15 protein-coding genes are annotated in these 15,311 nt (G+C 47.8%); 9 read left to right on the forward strand and 6 right to left on the reverse strand.

All coding sequences use genetic code 11. The annotated features are described in order from the left end of the window. Positions 1-2 precede the first annotated feature (2 nt). From AOT11_RS12980 to AOT11_RS12990, 3 genes are read left to right on the forward strand one after another with little or no spacing between them, the layout of a single operon-like run. Complete coding sequence (locus AOT11_RS12980; RefSeq protein WP_026050544.1) at positions 3-1,109, forward strand: glycosyltransferase family 4 protein; 1,107 nt, start codon at positions 3-5, stop codon at positions 1,107-1,109. 2 nt (positions 1,110-1,111) lie between these two features. After that, the gene (locus AOT11_RS12985; protein WP_017421131.1) at positions 1,112-1,516 is read left to right on the forward strand and encodes a hypothetical protein; all 405 of its coding nucleotides are present in this window, start codon (positions 1,112-1,114) and stop codon (positions 1,514-1,516) included. A gap of 40 nt (positions 1,517-1,556) precedes the next feature. Then, positions 1,557-3,035 carry a DUF4832 domain-containing protein gene (locus AOT11_RS12990; RefSeq protein WP_017421130.1) on the forward strand — a complete coding sequence of 493 codons (1,479 nt, stop codon included), beginning with the start codon at positions 1,557-1,559 and terminating at the stop codon, positions 3,033-3,035. A 72-nt stretch (positions 3,036-3,107) separates the two neighbouring features. On the opposite strand, the gene AOT11_RS12995 is transcribed toward AOT11_RS12990, so the two are convergent. After that, on the reverse strand, positions 3,108-3,599 hold the full coding sequence (locus AOT11_RS12995) for a type II secretion system protein (RefSeq protein WP_026050545.1): 492 nt from the start codon (positions 3,597-3,599) through the stop codon (positions 3,108-3,110). A gap of 247 nt (positions 3,600-3,846) precedes the next feature. Between AOT11_RS12995 and AOT11_RS13000 the strand changes: the two genes are divergently transcribed. The 3 genes from AOT11_RS13000 to AOT11_RS13010 are packed head-to-tail and all read left to right on the forward strand — an operon-like array spanning position 3,847 to position 6,696. Then, positions 3,847-4,830, forward strand: coding sequence for an ABC transporter substrate-binding protein (locus tag AOT11_RS13000; protein WP_080586442.1), 984 nt, complete (start codon positions 3,847-3,849; stop codon positions 4,828-4,830). 12 nt (positions 4,831-4,842) lie between these two features. Then, complete coding sequence (locus AOT11_RS13005) at positions 4,843-6,156, forward strand: diguanylate cyclase domain-containing protein (protein ID WP_017421128.1); 1,314 nt, start codon at positions 4,843-4,845, stop codon at positions 6,154-6,156. Positions 6,157-6,159: 3 nt separating this feature from the next. Further along, positions 6,160-6,696 (forward strand): GNAT family N-acetyltransferase, encoded by a 537-nt coding sequence (locus AOT11_RS13010; RefSeq protein WP_017421127.1) that lies wholly within the window; start codon positions 6,160-6,162, stop codon positions 6,694-6,696. Positions 6,697-6,700: 4 nt separating this feature from the next. Here the strand turns inward: AOT11_RS13010 and AOT11_RS13015 are convergent, their stop codons facing one another. Beyond that, positions 6,701-7,405: a DNA-3-methyladenine glycosylase I gene (locus AOT11_RS13015; RefSeq protein ID WP_017421126.1), complete on the reverse strand. Its 705-nt coding sequence runs from the start codon at positions 7,403-7,405 to the stop codon at positions 6,701-6,703. Positions 7,406-7,533: 128 nt separating this feature from the next. On the opposite strand from AOT11_RS13015, the gene AOT11_RS23600 reads away from it, so the two are divergent. Further along, positions 7,534-7,707, forward strand: a complete 174-nt coding sequence (locus AOT11_RS23600; protein ID WP_017421125.1) for a hypothetical protein — start codon at positions 7,534-7,536, stop codon at positions 7,705-7,707. Here AOT11_RS23600 and AOT11_RS13020 read toward each other — a convergent pair. After that, entirely contained in the window at positions 7,704-8,759 is a 1,056-nt protein-coding gene (locus AOT11_RS13020; protein WP_017421124.1) for a helix-turn-helix domain-containing protein, read from the reverse strand. The genes AOT11_RS23600 and AOT11_RS13020 overlap by 4 nt on opposite strands. A 183-nt stretch (positions 8,760-8,942) precedes the next feature. Between AOT11_RS13020 and AOT11_RS13025 the strand changes: the two genes are divergently transcribed. Both AOT11_RS13025 and AOT11_RS13030 read left to right on the forward strand, forming a co-directional pair. After that, positions 8,943-9,272, forward strand: coding sequence for a DUF805 domain-containing protein (locus tag AOT11_RS13025; RefSeq protein ID WP_017421123.1), 330 nt, complete (start codon positions 8,943-8,945; stop codon positions 9,270-9,272). Next, entirely contained in the window at positions 9,269-9,769 is a 501-nt protein-coding gene (locus AOT11_RS13030; RefSeq protein WP_017421122.1) for a hypothetical protein, read from the forward strand. The genes AOT11_RS13025 and AOT11_RS13030 overlap by 4 nt, the downstream gene beginning before the upstream one ends. A 69-nt stretch (positions 9,770-9,838) precedes the next feature. Here the strand turns inward: AOT11_RS13030 and AOT11_RS13035 are convergent, their stop codons facing one another. From AOT11_RS13035 to AOT11_RS13045, 3 genes are read right to left on the reverse strand one after another with little or no spacing between them, the layout of a single operon-like run. Continuing rightward, a complete protein-coding gene (locus tag AOT11_RS13035) occupies positions 9,839-12,646 on the reverse strand; it encodes an Hsp70 family protein (RefSeq protein WP_017421121.1) in 2,808 nt (935 codons plus the stop codon). A gap of 58 nt (positions 12,647-12,704) precedes the next feature. Further along, positions 12,705-14,612 (reverse strand): Hsp70 family protein, encoded by a 1,908-nt coding sequence (locus AOT11_RS13040; protein ID WP_017421120.1) that lies wholly within the window; start codon positions 14,610-14,612, stop codon positions 12,705-12,707. Next, positions 14,612-15,256 carry a DUF2760 domain-containing protein gene (locus AOT11_RS13045; RefSeq protein ID WP_017421119.1) on the reverse strand — a complete coding sequence of 215 codons (645 nt, stop codon included), beginning with the start codon at positions 15,254-15,256 and terminating at the stop codon, positions 14,612-14,614. The genes AOT11_RS13040 and AOT11_RS13045 overlap by 1 nt, the downstream gene beginning before the upstream one ends. Between the last annotated feature and the right edge of the window lie 55 nt (positions 15,257-15,311).

The following is a 15,311-nucleotide window of genomic DNA, read 5'->3' on the forward strand; positions in this document are numbered from 1 at the left end:
GCATGACATTAAAAATTACCGTATTGGGTACGCGTGGTATTCCCAATGTTTTAGGTGGTGTCGAAACACATTGTCAGCATTTATATCCTCAAGTTGTCGAACAATCCGATTCTCAAGTCTGCGTACTGGCGCGCTCTCCTTATGTCGATTATCGACATTCCCAGTATCAAGGGGTGGAGACGAAATCGGTGTGGGCACCAAAGAAAAAATCGTTGGAAGCCGTCATCCATTCTATCTTAGCGGCACTATCGACCTGGGTGGACCGCTCGCAAGTGGTGCATGTTCACGCCATTGGTCCGGGTTTAGTGGTGCCACTGCTGCGTTTACTGGGTAAGAAAGTCGTTTTTACTCACCATGGGCCTGACTATGATCGCCAAAAATGGGGTGGTTTTGCGAAGAAAATTCTGATGCTTGGCGAAAAGCTCGCGGTGCGTTGGTCAAATGAAGTGATCGTGATCTCGGATGTGATTAACGACTTAATTCAGCAGAAATACCATCGTTACGATGCCCACCTGATTTATAACGGTGTGGAAGCATCTGAACAACTTGATGAGCAGCAAATACAAGACGTGATGACCAAGCATGGCTTACTGGTGAAAGAGTATTTTGTTGCGGTAGGGCGCTTTGTTGAAGAAAAAGGGTTCCATGATCTGATTGATGCCTATGCGCAGTCTGGTTCCGCTCTGCCTTTGGTATTGGTGGGAGATACCGATCATGAAACGAAGTACAGCGCCGAACTAAAAGAAAAAGCACGCAACACACCAAACGTCTATATGACCGGTTTTTTAAATGGTGATGAGCTAAAAGCCGTCTTTTCTCAGGCGCGCGCCTTTGTGATGCCGTCTTATCATGAAGGGTTGCCTATCGCCTTACTTGAAGCCATGTCTTACTCGCTGCCAGCCGTTGTGAGTGATATCCCCGCCAATGCTGAAGTTGCGTTGCCGCAAGAAAACTATTTTCCAGTGGGGGATGTGGTGGTGCTGGGGAAAAAATTAAAACAAGCAGAGCAAGCTGAAAGCGTGGATTACCATGATTATTTGGCCAAATACGACTGGCATAAAATCGCGGATCAAACCATTGCGGTTTATCAGAAGGCGTTGGAGAAATAAACGTGGATGCAAAAAAAGCCAACAAGGCAGTGGCACAATTTTACCATGCGCTGGACAAGCAAACGGCAGAGAGCTTAACTGAGCAACAGAAGCGCGACATTGAACAAGCGGTGCAATCCATGGGCCTAGTGGCTCGGCATTCGATTGATGTTCGTAAGAGTTTGCCCTGGTTTGGCAAGCGCTACTATTTGGTTCTCCTCTGCGGTCGTGACCGCCGTGGACAAGTTCGAGCGGAAGAGTCGAAATTGGTCAACTTTTTTACGGTGACGTTTGTTGTCATCGCATTGTTGACCTTGCTTGGCTTATCCGCCTTGGCTTTATACCTGCTTAAGTCAGCGTTAGGGATTGATATCTTCAAAGACTACTCGCTAGGAATATGGGACTGGTTTAAAGGTCTGATTCACTAGTGTTGTCAGCGAGTTCATACTCAACACGAAAAGGTACGGAATGAAACGTCGATTTTACCAACAGCTCTTATTGGCTTCGCTTATTAGCATGCCCGTCACCGCTTGCTATGCCAAAAAAGGCCAAGCGGAAAACGGAGCAAACAAACCAGAGAACTCCGTTGTTGAGAGTGCAGATCCCGTTGACGAGGGGATCGTGACGGTTTATCCAACGGAATTATCAGGGCCAATCAGCAATCCCGGAATGGGGGTCGAAACGTTTCATAACAATTGGGGCGCGACTCTGAGCACGGCACAATATCCAGAAGCGGGTATTGATTACTATCGTTTTTATTGGAATGAGTTAGAGCCTGTTGAAGGGCAATATGCTTTTGATAAGCTCGATCGAATTTTGGCGGAAAATCGCCAGGAATCGCCTGCGAAGATGATTGCGATACGTTTTATGACCGCCGATGAGCCTTATACTGGCAGTAAAATCCCAAGCTGGTTGATCAATAAAGGGATCGCGGGCGATTGGAGTGAAGATGGCTCTACTTTCGTTCCGAGCCTAGAAGACAGCGTATACATGAGTTACATGGCGAAGCTGTTGAACGCGTTTGGCAAACGTTACGATGGCAATCCTAACCTCAGCCACGTTGATATTGGTATGGTTGGCTCTTGGGGTGAGTGGCACAACAGCAATTTTGCTAACCTAGCACCACTGCATCAGCGTTACAGTGATGCAACGCTCAATCATATTGTGGATTTGCACTTTCAAGCATTTCCCAATACCCCCAAAGTCATGCTCATCAGCGGCGAGAACAGCCTAAATTATGCAGTGAGTAAAGGGGCTGGGTGGCGCGCCGATTGTTGGGGAGATTGGCATCATTTCTCGACGACTTGGAGTCATATGAAAGATGACTATCCATATCGTTTGCAGCAAGCCGAACAAAAAGACAGCCAGTTTAAAGAGGCGTGGCAACACGGGCCTATAAGCTTAGAAACCTGCGGTACCATGCAGGAATGGCGAAGTGCTCAGGCATACACATTAGAGGAAGTCCAGGCAAGCTTAGATTGGGCCATTGCACACCATGCTTCTTCGCTTAATCTCAAATCGAAACCGATCCCAGAGGCGTATCGCCCACTGCTGGATAACGCGTTGAGCAAATTAGGCTACCGATTGAGAATCAAAAGTTTATCTCACCAGCAGTGGCTCAGTGCGGGCAGCACTTGGGTTATTGAAACCTTGTTCAGTAACGACGGCGTGGCGCCTCCCTATGTTCACCGTAACTTGGCGTATCGTCTGCGTAACAGTGAAGGAGAAACCGTGTTTTCAGCGATATCTAAGTATGACGTGAATACATGGTTACCCGGAGAGCATGCGACAAGAACCAGTTTAACGTTGCCTGATGATCTCGAACGTGGAGATTATGCCGTTGAAGTGGCTTTGATTGATAGTCATGGTGAGCTACCGCTGAACTTGGCTAATGATGGCAAGCAAGCCTCTGGTTGGTATCGGCTTTCTCAGTTGAGCATTCAATAACACTTTTCAGCAAAAACACCCCAAACGGCACCGAGCCTTTTGGGGTGTTTTCTTTTCGATTCTTTTTGCGGTTTAACAGTGCGCAGTTTGCAATTGATAGGTGACATCACCTCCCGCACTGGCGGGGTAAAACACTTCAACGTAGCAACGATGCGTAGGGCCCACAGGCTTGTTTGCAAACCCAATTAAAAAATAGGGTTCGGCTGGATTATCCACACCATACCATTTATTGATTGTGAGTTTGGGGTCGAGCCCTGCAAGATCTTGTGCGGGAATCACGTATTTGATCAGGCCAAAATAGCCAATGAGATCGGGATGACCATCCCCATCGAGATCGATATTCGGAGCCAACTGCGCATTGATGGACTCTTGGTTTTGCAAAATGGCTTTGGTATAGACTTGCGTATTGGCCGTTTCTAGTGCCGTTCTCGCACCTTGGAGCACCGCAATACGAGCGTCCGTCTGAATATCCAGAAATCGCGCTGCTGCGGTAACCGCAATAATACCAATGATAACCAGCGTCACCACCAGTTCGATGAGAGTAAAGCCTTTCGCTTTGGCCATAAGTCGTCCTAAAAAAGTATCGAAATAGGAGTGTAAGACCAGATTAATCAACATCACGTTTCATATCTGAGAAAAACCACACTTGAATCAACAACATTTTTAGAACGTGAATCAAAGCTTTTCTTTTGCAGTTTTAATTGATGATTAAGTGACTAAAAAATGCATTTAGGCACAAAAAATAACCATTTAGTATTATGTGAAATTCAGACTATGATTATATGAGTCTGATTTCATTTGGTTGGCGAGTATGTTGGTTCGGTTCCGAGCAAGTTTGTTTGTCACACTACTGTTAGTAACGGTAGGGGCTGCTGTTTGGCTGGGCAGTCAAAAGCCTCTTTATGACTCTGATTCAGTGATCACCATCGCGGTGTCTCAAACGCCACTTTCTGCCCCGTTTATCATTGCCAAAGAGCTTGGTTATCTTGATTCCGAAGCCCTACGCGTTGATATATTACCTTGTTATGGTGGGGTTAAATGTGCCCAGCTGATGTTTAATGGCGAGGTTCAGTATGCAACGGCATCAGAATCGGTAGTCATGTTTTCCAGCTTTGATCGAAATGATTTTGCTGTTTTGGCGAGCTTTGTGGAGTCAGACAATGATTTAAAGTTACTCACTCTCAAAGAAAATGGCATCGAACAAATTCGTCAACTCGATGGTAAGAAGGTCGGCGTTATAAAAGCCAGTTCCAGTGAGTATTATCTTGATGCGTTGATCAAATCGAGCGTCACGCCAGACATTTTCATAGAAAAGCATTACCTTCCCCCCAACGAAATGAGTATTGCGTTACTGGATCATCAAGTAGACGCGATCTCTATTTGGGAGCCCTACGGCTACCAGCTACAAAATGAAGAGTCCCACCAGATTCACGATTTGAGTATTCGTGGTATCTACCATCTTTCTTTTAACCTTATGGCATTAAAGTCCACGTTGGAATCCGCACCTCAAGAGAACAAGCAAGTGTTGGTGGCTTTAGATCGAGCGCTAGAGTGGATGCATGAGCATCCCATAGAGACGCAGAAGATTGTTGCGCGTTATTTGGATATTCCGATTGGGCAGTTGTCTTGGACTTGGGATGACTACACATTTCGCTTGGTGTTGAGTAACAGCTTGCTTTCAAACTTACAGATCCAAGCTCGTTGGGCGCTGGAAAATGGATTGGTGGCGGGTGAGATGCCCGACTACCGAAAACTCATCGATCGAACGCAGTTATCGCGTGCGATACAGCGCTAAAGGGTGGCAAGGATGAGTTCATTAACGCAAAAACTGACGCTGCTCTTTTTCTCCACCTTGCTGGTGGTTGGGGTTGTCGCGCACTCTTTGTTTAACGTCTATGAAGAACAAAATAGCATCAGGCAAGAGATGGCGGTGATCAACCTTACTCAGTCAAACCTCGAACAATTGAGAAATCAGCTCTCTTTGTTTCTTCAGTACCAAGACGAGGAAAGCTACGAGCAATTGTTTGTGGCACAACAAAAGTTATCAGAACACATTCAACAAACATCTGGATTTCACCGCACTATGAGCAACTTGGAGCGAATGTGCATAACCTTTCAAGACTTGCTGATTCACGAGCGCTCACTCGGCAACGCCAATTATGCGGCAAAAGAGCTTTTGCACTCACGATATAACATGATTGTGCTGTCAATGGACGAAGAACTCTCGTTTCTACAAAGAAATGTGTTGGAAAAACGGCTTGGGCAGTTAACCAATGTCATCGTTAAAAGTGGCATCTCACTGGTGTGTTTTACTCTGTTGGTCAGTGTTGTGACTTTCCTGATCTTGAAGCGTTTTAAAAAAGGTTGTTCAGTATTGCAGTCGGGATTCAACCAGCTAAGTCACGGTGATTTAGAAAGCCGTATCAGTAGCAAAGGGATAGATGAAGAGTTTGTGCTGGTTGCCGATCGCTTTAATTCGATGAAAACCTCACTCAGGCAGATCACCGTGACCAGAGAACAACTCGAGTTGGAAGTGCTGCGCCAAACGACCGAGTTAAGAGCGCAAAAAGAACAGTTGGTTTATCTTTCTGAGCGTGACCCCTTAACGGGTTTGAAGAACCGACGGGCATTTATGACCGCGTTAGAAGACGCTGCCATCAAAGCCAACCGAAGTGGGCTGAAAATGGCACTGTTGTTTATTGATCTCAACAAGTTTAAGGAAATTAACGACACTTACGGACATGATGCTGGCGATGAAATACTGTGTCGCGTAGCAGAGCGAATGGTTGATTGTTTTAGGCATTCGGACATCTTGGGCCGGCTAGGGGGAGATGAGTTTGTCGTCTGTCTCGATTTGTTGAAGAGCTATGACGGGGTGATAAGTAAAGCGGAGCAGTTTGCTGAACAAATGAGTGCGCCAATTCTCTTTCATGGCCACCACTTGCAAGTAACGCCGAGTATTGGTATCAGTTGTTATCCTGATCAGAGCAGTTCAATATTGGAGCTGGTGAAGTTGGCCGACGAAGACATGTATCAGGCCAAAAACGCCAATGGTGACTATGTTGTTAGCCGTTTTCTGTCACAAGCGCCTGATATGGTGTTACTTAAGGAGTTTAAATAAACAGTGGAAGTTGAAAGTGATCGCCTCAGTATCCGTTGGCCTGAGATAAGCGATGCCTGGCCTTTGTATCAAGGGTATTTTTCCGATGTAGCGGCGTCTAAGTTCTTGGGCAGAGCCGCGCACCCGAATCCCGAAGTCACCTTAAGAAGCATCGAACTTTGGCGATCATTTAGGTATGACGCGCAGGCCGATACGCGAGTGCTGAGCGTGGTGTTGAAAGCCAGCCAGCAACCCATCGGTATTATGGTGCTTAAGCGGGAAGGAACGGCAATAGAGATCCACTTTGGCCTCAACCGTACATACAGCGGTCAGGGGTACGCGACAGAAATGTGTCGAGCCATGGCGAACGCATTACAAGCAAGCGGATACCACAAGGTCTGGAGCTATGCTCATATTGAGCACACGGCGAGTCTGCGTGTGTTAGAAAAGGCCGGCTTTCAACCTGCAAGGAGACTAAGGTCGTGGATGGTGTTCCCCAACCTTAGTAACGACAAGCAAGATTGCCTTGAAATGATTTATCAGGCTGACGTGCCCGCCTAATAATTTATTCTTCAATCGCACTTTGTACGCGATTATCTCCCGTGCTAAAAGCGATCACTTGGCTAATTTCCGTGAGGCTGCGTCCACTTTGCTGTTGCCAATGAGTAAAGGCCAGCGTTGCGGCTTCTAACGAGCGCTTAGTTTCTTTACCGCCTTCAATGATTTTATAGCTGCGCAAGTACGCCTCTACATCCCCAGATAAAATAAAGGTATCGACGCCAAGCTGACGTAGGCTGTAAGGGCCGGTGTTACCACCGAGTCGACTGCCGTGCTTTTTCAAAAACGCCCATAGTCCCGTTATTTCTTCTTTCGGCCAGTTCGCCACCATTTGGCCAAATGAGCCGTATTGCAACCCCACTTCGTGCATCATTTGCGCATTCGCTTGAATGGATTTGACCTTAGCGTGATGGCGAATAATACGCGTATCCGCCGCTTTCAGATCCCACTGTTCATCAGAAAGCATCAACAAAGGTGCCACTTTAAAACCAAAGAAGACTTCTTCGAAATTTGGCCACTTGTTTCGCACGACTTTCCAAGAAATGCCACTTTGGAAAATCTTCATACTGAAGGCAGAGAGCCAACGATCATCCGGAATGGCGGCAATTTGCGCTTGGGTGAGTGGTTTGGACAAAAGGGCTTCAAGCTTTGCTTCGCCACCTTTGCGCTCAGCGGCTCTTTGATAGATGTCGTCAAATTTTTCTAGATTCACAATCTCAATCTCCCTTTCTATGCGCTTTTACCGAGGACTAACAAAGCCAAACGATATGTTGACTAACGAATGACATTTTAAAAGCAAGAGTCAGTAAAGTCTGCGACAAAACATGAGGTTATAAAACTATGAAAAAGACATGGATTGCGCTAGGTCTATGCGTATTTTTATCTGGCTGCCAATTGACCAGTGTTGAAGGGGAGTACAAAGATGTGGAAGTGAAACTGAAGAACAAGAGTTCCAGCCGCGAGGAAAGCCAATCATTTTGTCCTCCTGGACAGGCGAAAAAAGGGCGATGCTAAGTTGCCAACTGGTTTAGTCGCCTAAACTGGCTGGGTGTCATACCTGTAACACGTGAAAATTCTCGGTTGAAATTGGATTTAGTCTGAAATCCCGAGTTCATCATGATCTGGGTGACCGTCTGATCGCTTTGTTGTAACGCACATTTTGCATGTTCGATACGGTATTCGTTGATAAGCTTTGAGATGTTTTTATCGAGGAGCATGTTGACCGCGATGGAAATGTGTTTTGCTGGAATACACAACTTACGAGAGAGTTTTGAAAGCGTCAATTCTGGATCTAGATAGGCGCTTTTTTCGTTCATTAATAGCTCTAATGCTGAGACAATTTCCTTTGCGTGATCACGAGTGATTATGGGTAATGAGGGTTCTTTATCCGCGATGGTAGAACCCTTTTCAGAGCTCTGTTTTTGAGAAGACGTTTCTTCGATAGGCGCACTACTCATTGCGACGGTCACAACCGTCAGAGATAAAATGGGTAACAACACAAGATGCCCCACACTCAGTATATAGGGAGCAAGTTTTCCTTGATTCACTGCAAAATCTAAGGACATAGCGCCATCAATTAATGCCGAAAACATCAGCATCCAGCCTGCAATGTTTGCCGCTCTTTTCGCGTTTTCCCAGCAACCAAACGAAATATGATTAAAAGACGCTTCCCTTGTTGAATGCCGTATTAGAGCCATACCATAAAATAGGTAGATACCAGTCAGGAGTTCATCGAGTGGCAGAGCCCAAAATGATCGGGTCGTCGCACATAGGGCAACGAGCAATGGTGCCAAAAAATGCTTAGCAATCCGTTGAATGGTTTGTTCGTTAGGGTGAGCAAATGTAATCCACGCCACGATAGGAATAAAGGATGCCAAGATGGGTTGTAAGATAGCGATGATAGGCAGGTTATAAGTCCAACGTAAGCCTACAACCCCGGTTGTCAATGCGCATAACAATATGAACCTCATGGCTTTTGGGGCTTGCTCTGAATACCTGACGTGCAAAGTCACGGCCAAGGTAGCAAGCATTAGAGATACGACGAAAGGAATAGGAATGGCGAGCATATAAGTCCATTTAGGTTAAAGAAATGATAGTCCATTTGAAGCAAGGATAACGGTTTGACTCTATACGAGAAAGCTTAAACCGGACAAATACCGTTTCGAGCACGTCCTAAAACCGGATTTAGGACGTTTTTCTCTGGCTGCGACGTCAAGATGCCCTCGACATATTATTTATGGAGAGAGTTTATGGAGTATTACCTTCTGGCTTGGCGAAACTGTTCTGATTTTTCAGGTTGTTCAAACCGAACGGAGTTTTGGATGTTTATGCTATACCACTTAGTCTTTACGCTTATCTTTATCGTGATTGATGTGATGACACAAAGCTATTTTGATGCATGGTATGGTGTCGCGAGCCTAATGCCTTTGGTCGCGTTGATAGTAAGACGCTTACATGATATTCAGCGTTCTGGTTGGTGGTGTTTGTTGTTCATTGTTCCTCTTTTCGGTCCTTTACTGCTTCTGTATTGGCTAGCGCTAGAAAGTGTATCCAATAACGTAATCAAGGAGGCTGTATGATGAGATTTCGTTTGGTGCTCCTGTCGCTATTCTGCTCTACAGCATGGGGTGAGATCAGTATGCCTCATGATTTTCCGTCAGGGGCAAAGGGTATTTTATCGGTTGAAAAGATGACTGAGGGGCAGTTCTTTTGGTTGAGAGGACGAGTAGGAGAGGGACGATATACACGTTTTGATGAGCTTGGTCGACATTGCTCATATGAAATACCTGTTGTTGCAGGGGCGATGGCAGATGCGGGATTTAGCGTTAATACAGTATCGGGAATGTTTGTTATTGTGATGAGTCAGCGCCTCAATGATGCACTACTCGCAGGAGAACGAATTAGCAGTACGAACTGGCGTTTTTCTGTCTCGTCAAACGAGTTGAGTTCAAGTGAACAAGGGATAGATGGGTATATCGTAGAAGGCGCTTCGCCAGACGAGTACTTCATTTTAAACTCTAAGCGGCGTTGGATCTCTTGGCTTGGTGGAGATAAACGTTCAGAAATGTGTTGGTAATAATAGATGGTTGTGATCCCCAATCAGCCAGCATGATGCTGGCTGATTGGGCGGTTCAATAATGCTGGTTTACTGAGTCACTAGACGCAACCCGCTAGGGAGTGCATCGCCAAACACGCGTTTAGACTCGCTTTCAGAAAGCTCTTTGACCTCTTCGACCAAGCTTATCCACGCGTCCGGCACTCGGCTCTGTTTCAGTTTGGTGAGCACTTGTTGGCGGAAATCTTCAGAGATATCAAAGAGACGATCACCTGTTTTACGACAAATCATCACCGCAGCGAAGGCGATCATCGGTTCTTTTTGCCAGTTTTGATCCAATAGTTTCGGTAACCATTGTTCCGCTTGCTCACGTGGAATGACACGATGTTGGCTTGCGTAGAGCGGTGTACGAGAGGCTAAGCGGCCAATTGCCCACCAGTGTGCTTGTTCAAATTGGTTTTGATTCAGTGCTTTGCTCAAAAACCAACTGGTTAGCAAAACTTTGTCTTCCACTTCAAGATGCTCTAGAGACGCGGCCAGTCGAACCATGGCTTCGTAGCCCATATCTTGAGCGGCTTTTGCTGTTTGTGGGTTTTTCATCGCGCCAGGGTGCAAGTACTTGGCAATGTCGGCAAGCAGCGTTTCTTGTTGCTCTTGGTTCAAACCACCAGCAATACGGCGCCAGAATACCCACCAATCGGTCCAACCTTGATGATTTTGGAACTGGATTCCTTGTTGGTAGAGACCCCACACCTGCTCGATACGCCAAGAATCGGTTGCATCACCAAAACCCGGGCGAAGAGAAAAGCCCGCTAAGCGCAGCCAGTTCTTTTCGTGTTGTTCAGAGCGGCGACGACGTTTTCGGCCTTGTGCAAAGGCATCAAACAAGTGGCGTAGGGTGGTGAAGTCCCATTCATCTCGCTTGCCAAGTTTGCGTTCAAGCTCTTTGGCTAACACTTTGATCTCATTGCCTTCGCCACTTTTCTTGTTGCCACTATAGAGGCGAGTAATGAGTTCTTTGCACTCATTCAATCGTGGGTGAAGTGTGGCGTGTTCTTGTTCTTCCGCTTTTTTGTTGCGAACTTCAAACTCCAGTGCCCAACGTTTGTCCTCTTCTTCGACACTGACACACTCCATCTTCAGGGTGCCGACTTCGGTCAATTGACAGGCGAGTTGAACTTCCACACGCTCTTTCTGGTTTGCTTCTAATTCTGCGCCTTCCCCCTGCAATGTAACGATATACGGGGGAAGTGGGGTGAAGATATCAGGGTCGATGTCCGCCATGACGCCGTTTTGAATCGCCACATGGTGCGATAAGGCATCGTGCGTTGAAGTCAGCAGGTTAAAGCGTACAGGTTCACCAAGGGTGAGCGAGAAGCGTCGTCCAGTGAGACGAATTTCTTGTCCTTCTTCGGTGCCTTTTGCAAGCAAACAGAGTGCTTTGCCCATTTTGTTTTTTTCTTGCAGATGCAAAAAATAAGACCGAGCAGAACCGCCGCCGATTTTTAGTTGCGCACCGCGGCGGGCTTTGGCAAATGCGACGGCCCCTAATGCCACCGACCAATCGGGATGCGGGTTATCAAGGACGGTAACCGGTGCACCACGCCAGCGACCGAGCAACTCGGTCATCCGCGCCGTGACGAGGTCACTGTTAAACACGCCGCCGTTCAACAACAGACCTACCGGAATGGCAGGTTGCTCACCCTTTGACTCTCCTAACGCAGCATGAGAGACTTGTTGGTGTTGAGATAAAAACTCGGCCACGTGTTTGCTCACTGCAGGATCGGCAACATAAGGCAAACCAAATTCGACCACGGCGCTGCGGCGTTTATCCGGCGTTTGAGTAAAATCAGAAAGCGGGAAGAAGCCGTCGAGGGCGATTTGATGAACTTCCTGTTTGTTCAAAGCGATGCTCTTGGTGCCGCCAAGCAGTTTGGAACCGCTGCCCAGCATGGTGATCTTCACTTCTTCCGGTGCCTTACTCGAGAGGAGTTGCTCTTTGGCTTTGCGTGTTTGTTGAATCAGTTTGGTGAGGCTGGCAGCATTGAGTTTTTTGCTTTGATTAAAGCGCTGCTCTGCTAAATGCGCGAGGGCCAAATCTAGGTTATCGCCGCCGAGCATGAGGTGTTCACCAACCCCGATGCGATCCAAGGCGAGTGCATCTTGGTTAAATTTTGCTTCAATCAAGCTTAAGTCGGTGGTGCCGCCGCCGACATCGCACACTAAAATCAGCGGGATTTCTTTTAATAACTCTGCGGCACTGTGCTGGTGGCGAGCATACCAGTCGTAGCAAACCGCTTGAGGCTCTTCGAGCAGAAGCACTTGGCTTAAGCCTGCCAGTTGAGCGGCTTCGAGGGTCAGCTTACGTGCGGTTTCATCAAATGATGCCGGTACGGTGACCACCACCTCTTGGTCTTCAAGCAGATTGCCCGGGTGGCGATGATTCCATGCCTGGCGAATGTGATTAAGGTAACTGGCACTGGCAATAACAGGGGAGACTTTCTCAACATCGCTGACCCCGGCCCAAGGCAGTATTTCTGAATGGCGATCAACCGCTTGATGAGAAAGCCAGCTCTTAGCGCTTGAAACCTGACGCCCTTCCACCTTCGCGCCCAGTTCGCGTGCCCATTCACCAATGATCACATTAGCAATGTCGCCAGCCACATTTTGGTTTTCCCACGGTAAGGTGAGATCGGCAGGCGCGATTTGCCCGTTGGCAGGGTGGTAGCGAAAAGAGGGAAGCAGCGGTTTACGAACCACTTCACCGGGGCCGATAAGCTGGTCAATATCGAAAAGGGAGACGTTGGATTGTTGTAAGTTCTCGGTCAGTTCGCAAAACGCGACCACCGTGTTCGTGGTGCCTAAGTCAATGCCGACAAGATAGCGAGGAGATGCCATGACAAACCCTTGATTGATTTAAAAACGGCACCCTTCGGATGCCGCTTGTTTTGTTCGATTATTCTGCCAGAGAGGCATCGTCACGCACGTCAAATTCCACGTGCCATTTTTGACCATTGTCCGCCGCAATCGCTTCTAAATACAGCGTGCCAAGTTCAGTCACGCGTGAGGCTAATGTCACCGGCACCACTTCGCCTTCACGGCGACCTTCGGAAACCGGTAACGTTACTTGAATTTCTGGTAACTCTTCAAGCTCATCTTGGCCCCAATGGTCCAAATGTGTTCCTGCAAGATCGTCGCGACGAACCGTTGAGCCAAAGAATTGGAAGTTCACTGGTTGGCCGATGATCAAACCAAACTGCTGGCTTGGTACGTCGACACTGGTGCCTTCTTCCATGCCAAACGGAGCCACACACAGTGCTTCCATTGGAGGAGCCATACCTGGAATGGCAGGCATCGCGCTCTCGATACCGACATAATAGCTTGAAGCAATACCACCGCGGATACGTACACCTTGACCACGACGCACGGCGCCATAGTAAGCCGCGCCGCTCGCCACCGCGAGATCCAAATCGACGCCGGTGAGTCGTTTTGCCATCTCTGCATCAGCGTCAAGCAACCATTCGTTGATGGTCTCTTCCAAACGTTCTGCTAATAGCGATGATTTCAGCACACCACCATTGAACAAAATCGCGGTCGGTTTGATGAAATCGACAGTGGCTTGTTGAGCCATGCCCGGCATTCCGCCAACAAACGGGTTGTAATCTTGTGCAGGTACCGCTTCACCGTTGGCATTGGCTTGCTTCGACAAGAAAGCCGCAATGTGGCGAGTGATGCCTGCGTCTTGTGCATAAGGTAGGCCCATCTGGGTTAGTGCACCGCGGTTACGTTGTACTGGGTGTTCGGTGATAGCGACTTTAGGGAAGAAGCCATCGACGAGCATTTGCTGCACTTCTTGCTGCGTCAGCTCGGTTTTCAGTGTTGCGCCGAGCAACTTAGAACCGCGGCTTGGCACGACAATCGGTACCGATTGCAGTTCGGCATCATTGAGCAGCGCTTCTTTCGCGTCACGACAAGCGTGCGTCATGGCTTGTACTTGCCAAGGTTGCAGTTCTTTGCCTTCCTGAGCCAGTTTCATCTTCAAGCTGTAGGCGAGGGCAAGATCCATGTTGTCACCGCCCAGCAGAATGTGTTCTCCGACAGCGATACGTTTGAGGGTCAGATTACCTTCTTCTTCGGTCACTTCCACCAAAGAAAGGTCAGTGGTACCACCGCCGATGTCCACCACCAGCACGATATCACCAACGGTGACTTCATCGCGCCATTTGTCATTGCTGTTGTCGATCCAGTTATAAAGTGCCGCTTGAGGCTCTTCCAACAAGGTAAGATGGACAAAACCCACATTGCGCGCTGCTTCTGCAGTCAGATCGCGCGCCGCAGGATCAAACGACGCTGGTACCGTAATGGTCACGTCTTGCTCTGATAGCGGGTGATTTGGTTGTGCGTGATCCCACGCCTGCTTTAGATGCTCTAAATAAAGCTCGGTGGCGCGCAATGGTGAGACTTTTTCAATCTCTTCTGGGCTGCCTGCAGGCAAAAACGCATCACGGCGATTCACGCCACCATGGCAAAGCCAAGATTTCGCACTGGCCACCAAACGCAAAGGCGTTTTGCCGCCCAGATTACGGGCGATCGCACCGACAAGGGCAGTCGGTTCTGTCGTCCATGGCAACACGCGTGATGCAGGGTTCATCTCATGCTCATGCGGCTGGTAAAGAAAAGAACCAAGCTGGTTGCGAGACTCAACGGTGCCAGGCGCCGTCAATTGTGGAATAGCCATCACTTGTACGCGAGCTTGCTCATCCTGGGTATCCATGAATGACATAACACAGTGCGTGGTACCTAAGTCGATACCAACGCTGAATTTTGCTACTTGCTCAGTTGCGGGTGTCATCATCGTTTCCATTACAGCTCAACCTCAGCGGGTGCGATGATCGAAGCGTCGTAGTTTTCCGCCAGTTTAGGTAGCGACATCGCAGAAGCCTTCCAACCTTTGTGGATTAAGGTGCCGTTAAATGGCGCATTACCCGTTACGTTTCCGACTAAACGGATCGCTTGAGGGTTAAAACCTTCTTCAACCACAATGCGGCTCTCTTCGTCTTCGTTGCGGATCGCTTCGAGCGTCACGTACTCTTTCAGTACTTTTTGGCCACCGCTATGAATAACACGCGCTGCAGCGCCCACTTCTTCATCAGAGAATGCGGTGAGATCTTCTTGTAGGAAGTCAATCAAGCGAGCTTCTTGCTGCATGATGGAAAGCAGTTGCATCGCAGAATCAGTGGATGCGGTGGCAAGCTTAGATTGTACTTCCACCACTTTTTCAATCACTTTTTCAATCACTTTTTCAACTTCAACGATTTTCTCTACTTCGACGATTTTTTCGACCGGTTTTTCGACTTCAACGATTTTTTCTACAGGCTTCTCAACCACTTTCTCGATCACTTTGGATTTACGAGAAACAGCCACTAGTAGTAATAAAACGCTCGACGCCGCTAGACCTGCGTGAAGCATATCGAACGTTTGAGGAATAAGGTTTAAATCAATGTTCATGCTAATTTTTCTCTATTCGATTGATTTAAAGGTGCATTGATTGGCTCGCGATAGA

Source organism: Vibrio vulnificus NBRC 15645 = ATCC 27562 (genome assembly GCF_002224265.1).
Taxonomy (GTDB): domain Bacteria; phylum Pseudomonadota; class Gammaproteobacteria; order Enterobacterales; family Vibrionaceae; genus Vibrio; species Vibrio vulnificus.

Bases quoted from the DNA above. Each gene is read 5' to 3' on its own strand.
- AOT11_RS12980 (WP_026050544.1), top strand. From the start codon at position 3: ATGACATTAAAAATTACCGTATTGGGTACGCGTGGTATTCCCAATGTT.
- AOT11_RS12990 (WP_017421130.1), top strand. From the start codon at position 1,557: ATGAAACGTCGATTTTACCAACAGCTCTTATTGGCTTCGCTTATTAGC.
- AOT11_RS12995 (WP_026050545.1), bottom strand. From the start codon at position 3,599: ATGGCCAAAGCGAAAGGCTTTACTCTCATCGAACTGGTGGTGACGCTG.
- AOT11_RS13000 (WP_080586442.1), top strand. From the start codon at position 3,847: ATGTTGGTTCGGTTCCGAGCAAGTTTGTTTGTCACACTACTGTTAGTA.
- AOT11_RS13005 (WP_017421128.1), top strand. From the start codon at position 4,843: ATGAGTTCATTAACGCAAAAACTGACGCTGCTCTTTTTCTCCACCTTG.
- AOT11_RS23600 (WP_017421125.1), top strand. From the start codon at position 7,534: ATGAAAAAGACATGGATTGCGCTAGGTCTATGCGTATTTTTATCTGGC.
- AOT11_RS13020 (WP_017421124.1), bottom strand. From the start codon at position 8,759: ATGCTCGCCATTCCTATTCCTTTCGTCGTATCTCTAATGCTTGCTACC.
- AOT11_RS13025 (WP_017421123.1), top strand. From the start codon at position 8,943: ATGGAGTATTACCTTCTGGCTTGGCGAAACTGTTCTGATTTTTCAGGT.
- AOT11_RS13030 (WP_017421122.1), top strand. From the start codon at position 9,269: ATGATGAGATTTCGTTTGGTGCTCCTGTCGCTATTCTGCTCTACAGCA.
- AOT11_RS13035 (WP_017421121.1), bottom strand. From the start codon at position 12,646: ATGGCATCTCCTCGCTATCTTGTCGGCATTGACTTAGGCACCACGAAC.
- AOT11_RS13040 (WP_017421120.1), bottom strand. From the start codon at position 14,612: ATGGAAACGATGATGACACCCGCAACTGAGCAAGTAGCAAAATTCAGC.
- AOT11_RS13045 (WP_017421119.1), bottom strand. From the start codon at position 15,256: ATGAACATTGATTTAAACCTTATTCCTCAAACGTTCGATATGCTTCAC.